Genomic DNA, 3,789 nt, shown 5'->3' with positions numbered 1-3,789 from the left:
CCTCGACAATTTCGCAGTTATCGCTTTCCGCTACCACTGCACCATTCCAAATCGCCTTTGCCATGACACTAACTCCTAGTTCTGGTTCAAAATTATCTTACAACAGAGTTTGTAAATGTTGAACCAGTTGGTTAACCTGCACCACTCCCTCGATTCGATCGATCGGTTGACCGTTTTTAAAGACTACTAAAGTCGGTAAAGCTTGAATACCGTACTTAGTGGCTAAATTAGGATATTTGTCTGTATCAATTTTGACAATTTGTAGGCGATTTTTGAAATACATTCCCGTTTGTTCTAGAATCGGAGCCATCATTTGACAAGGACCGCACCAAGTGGCATAGAAATCCACTAACACGGGGAGATTAGTGGTTTGCAACAGTTCCTGAAAACTGGAAAACTCTTTTTTGACTGCCATAAATTGTCACCTCGCCGGAAAAATAGCCTTTTCCCTACTATAGCTTTTCTCAATGTCCCTTGATTTCTCCAGAGCAGTCATCGATCGCAGGGAAAATGCTAAGTTAAGTTAAAGACTCGACAGCCAACTTTCCATGAACATCCTAACCAAGCTGCTTTTTCCCGAAACTAAAACTCCAGAGCAAGTAGGTTCGCCGCGAGTACAGAAAAGCCGCCGGGGAATCGAGACTAAATCCGCCGCCGAAATCGTGATTATGCGACAAGCGGGTAAAATTGCCGCTACAGTCCTCAAGGAAATCGCCGAGATCGCTCAACCCGGGATGACGACGGCGGATTTGGATGCCTATGCGGAAAAACGTATCCGCGAAATGGGTGCTACTCCCAGTTTTAAAGGTTATTATGGCTTTCCTGCCTCGATTTGTGCCTCCGTCGATAACGAAGTCGTTCACGGTATCCCTAGCCCGAAAAAACGCCTCAAAGCTGGTTCTGTGTTAAAGGTAGATACGGGGGCCTACTACCAAGGTTATCATGGGGATTCCTGTATCACGATCGCGATCGGTTCCGTCTCTCCAAAAACCGAAAAATTAATCCGCGTGGCGGAAGAAGCTTTATATAAAGGCATAAATCAGGTAAAAGCTGGCAATTATCTGCTCGATATCGCAGGAGCGATCGAAGATCACGTTCAAGCTAACGGTTTCCAGGTAGTAGAAGATTTTACCGGCCATGGAGTCGGCAGAAATCTCCACGAAGAACCCTCGGTATTTAATTTTCGCACTAATCAGTTACCCAATGTCAAACTCCGCGCCGGGATGACTCTGGCAATTGAACCAATTGTCAATGGGGGATCTAAACATACCAGAACTTTGCGCGATCGTTGGACGGTGGTGACGATGGATAATGCTCTCTCCGCTCAATTTGAGCATACTGTCCTAGTAACCGCCACGGGGTACGAAATCTTAACCGATCGCAATAACCTATAAAATTATCTATAGATTTTTTGCTCTGGAATCTTAATTGGAAATTTATTTAGCGGTAGGATTTAGTCAAAATGTTTAAAAATATCGTTGTTGCCTTAGATTGTGGGGAATTATCGGATCGAGTCCTTCAGTCCTTGAATTCCCTTTCTCTAACGGCAAATTCTCGCATTATCCTCACCCATATCCTCGGCAAAGAAGGAGATGAATCGGCGGTGGATCGCCCTCACCCCTCCCGTGAGATTATTGAAGATCAATTGCGCTGCTATCAATCCCAGATTGCTGCCCCTAGTGAAATCGAGGTCATCTTTGGTGATCCAGCGGAGGAAATTATTCGTTTAGCTAATATCTATCATGCTGATCTGATCGTGATCGGCAGTCGGGGATTAACGGGAGTTCAACGGGTGATCGAAGATTCTGTTAGTAGTCTCGTGGTGGCAGAAGCTACCTGTTCCGTATTGGTGGTAAAAGCATAGCAGCCAGCACTCAGCGTCGAGACTCCCAGACTTGTGAGACAGCTATCAGGGATCGGATTTGAGCAGCACTGCTGACTAAAATTTGCAAATCTTATTTTTCCCCAATGTTTTCCCCCATACATTCCCCGGTATTTCCCCACTCACTCCCAAGTTTTCCACAGTTTACCCAGACTTTTCCACAGGCAACAGCGATAGAATCGGCACTTGCTTCCAGAAAAAATTAATCTTGATTGTAAAAATTCCCATCGATAGATACTGAGTTACTGTTAAGTTAAGTAAATAAAATCTAGCTCTAACCCTTATTACCTCGTAAATATTAAGTTTTTCTAAAGCATTCCTTTACATCTGGTAATATTGCAACTCCCCCCAACTTGGCTCACAATAGTCCTTACTGTCCACTGCACCAGTCAGGGATTTCCCCACTTCAGATTTAGAGGTAAACGATATGAATACATCAGTCAGTATCTTGGCAGAAATCCCCGAAATCCTCCACCAATCCCTACAACAATATCTAGAAACTCACCCCGGTTGGGATCAAGATGGTGTGTTTACGGCGGCTATATCATTTTTTCTACTTAATTGTCAATCCTCCGAAAGGATGAATTTTGAGGAGCAAAATAGCTGTGCCAAGGTTTATCTAGAAACTTTGTTCCAGCGCTCGGAGTGCTAATTCGGGGATAATAAGAGTCGGGTCATGGTTAAAAGCCCGATTTTCCCCTATGAATTCCGATAAAACCCCTAATTTAATCATTCCTCAGCTAATTATCGGTTTGGGTAATCCCGAACCCAAATATGATCGCACCCGTCATAATATCGGTTTTGAAGCGGTAGATGCCCTAGCGCGGGATTGGGGGCTATCTTGGCAGGAAAACAAGCGATTTCAAGGTTTTATTGCCGAGGGTGACAGTCCTCTCCCGGGCAAAATTCGTCTTTTGAAACCCCAAACCTATATGAATCGCTCTGGGCAATCGGTGCGATCGGTGCTGGACTGGTATAAACTGGAGCCGGAGTCGATTTTAGTCATTTACGATGATATGGATCTGCCCCTAGGCCGGTTGAGAATCCGTCTATCGGGATCGGCGGGCGGACACAACGGTATTAAATCGATGATTGCCCACGTTGGCACGGAAAGCTTCGCTCGTTTACGCATAGGAATCGGTAAATCAAGCGAAAAAGCAACTATTTCCCACGTTTTAGGCCGATTCACCCCCCAAGAAAACCAAGTGATCTTGAAAGTGTTAGACTTATCCAGAAAAGCGATCGAACTTGGTCTCAAACAAGGGTTACAAAAGGCAATGAGTCTCTACAATAATCAAAGTGTAGAGATTGGCTCTAATCTATGCTGATAGCAAATAAGCCTGATTTTAGTAATGGTTATAATAGCCATTTTCGTCTATGCTTTTACAGACCCCTTGGTTAAATCCCGATCGTCCTTTGCTAGATTAGGTCAATTTTTATCCTTGATATTAGCAGTTTAAGTATGATTAATCGCCAAAGTTTGCTGAGATTCGCCCACAAGTTTAATCTCATTTTATTGATAATCGCTACAGTTTTTTGTCTTTGGAGTAATGCTGCTTTTGCCCATCGTCCCCATGATGTGATTAGTCAAGTGGAAGTTTCTCCCGATTTCCAGACAGATAATACAGTATATATATTAGTAAGAAATAATTTTTATAAATCTAGCGACGGAGGTAGCAACTGGAAAAGATTAATTCAAGGTTTAGATTATACGGGGGAATTAAGTTCCCTATCCCTATCTCCCCTCAATAAAAATATTCTCTATTTAGCTTCAAGATCCGATGGTATTTATAAAAGTGAAGATGCGGGGGAATCTTGGCAGAAAGTTAATCAGGGTTTAGCAACTAACTTTATTAACTTTGTACAAATTGCCCCTTCCGATCCCAATATAGCAGCAGCAGTGGGAT

At 43.4% G+C, this 3,789-nt stretch carries 6 protein-coding genes and 1 pseudogene; 5 read left to right on the top strand and 2 right to left on the bottom strand.

Features of this window, described 5'->3' with window-relative positions; genetic code table 11:
- Positions 1-64 (bottom strand): annotated as a pseudogene (locus PX484_RS26070) (DUF427 domain-containing protein); the annotation flags it as partial.
- A 33-nt stretch (positions 65-97) separates the two neighbouring features.
- On the bottom strand, positions 98-415 hold the full coding sequence (trxA, locus tag PX484_RS15175; RefSeq protein ID WP_002765348.1) for a thioredoxin: 318 nt from the start codon (positions 413-415) through the stop codon (positions 98-100).
- 133 nt (positions 416-548) lie between these two features.
- Between trxA and map the strand changes: the two genes are divergently transcribed.
- From map to PX484_RS15150, 5 genes are all read left to right on the top strand, one after another.
- Positions 549-1,394 (top strand): type I methionyl aminopeptidase, encoded by an 846-nt coding sequence (gene map / locus PX484_RS15170; protein WP_002800051.1) that lies wholly within the window; start codon positions 549-551, stop codon positions 1,392-1,394.
- 68 nt (positions 1,395-1,462) lie between these two features.
- The gene (locus tag PX484_RS15165) at positions 1,463-1,864 is read left to right on the top strand and encodes a universal stress protein (RefSeq protein WP_002800050.1); all 402 of its coding nucleotides are present in this window, start codon (positions 1,463-1,465) and stop codon (positions 1,862-1,864) included.
- A 445-nt stretch (positions 1,865-2,309) separates the two neighbouring features.
- On the top strand, positions 2,310-2,534 hold the full coding sequence (locus PX484_RS15160) for a DUF2811 domain-containing protein (protein WP_271975742.1): 225 nt from the start codon (positions 2,310-2,312) through the stop codon (positions 2,532-2,534).
- A 49-nt stretch (positions 2,535-2,583) separates the two neighbouring features.
- Complete coding sequence (gene pth / locus PX484_RS15155; RefSeq protein WP_287767137.1) at positions 2,584-3,210, top strand: aminoacyl-tRNA hydrolase; 627 nt, start codon at positions 2,584-2,586, stop codon at positions 3,208-3,210.
- Positions 3,211-3,344: 134 nt separating this feature from the next.
- A partial coding sequence (locus tag PX484_RS15150) for a WD40/YVTN/BNR-like repeat-containing protein (RefSeq protein ID WP_502882748.1) occupies positions 3,345-3,789 on the top strand: 445 nt, incomplete at its 3' end.

Origin of the sequence: Microcystis sp. M49636_WE2, assembly GCF_030065375.1 — a bacterium.
GTDB lineage: Bacteria > Cyanobacteriota > Cyanobacteriia > Cyanobacteriales > Microcystaceae > Microcystis > Microcystis aeruginosa_C.
Note: the sequence above shows the minus strand (reverse complement) of the source record. Positions and strands in the feature narration are given on the sequence as shown.

Coding starts and splice junctions, on each gene's coding strand:
- trxA (WP_002765348.1), bottom strand. CDS start 415: ATGGCAGTCAAAAAAGAGTTTTCCAGTTTTCAGGAACTGTTGCAAACC.
- map (WP_002800051.1), top strand. CDS start 549: ATGAACATCCTAACCAAGCTGCTTTTTCCCGAAACTAAAACTCCAGAG.
- PX484_RS15165 (WP_002800050.1), top strand. CDS start 1,463: ATGTTTAAAAATATCGTTGTTGCCTTAGATTGTGGGGAATTATCGGAT.
- PX484_RS15160 (WP_271975742.1), top strand. CDS start 2,310: ATGAATACATCAGTCAGTATCTTGGCAGAAATCCCCGAAATCCTCCAC.
- pth (WP_287767137.1), top strand. CDS start 2,584: ATGAATTCCGATAAAACCCCTAATTTAATCATTCCTCAGCTAATTATC.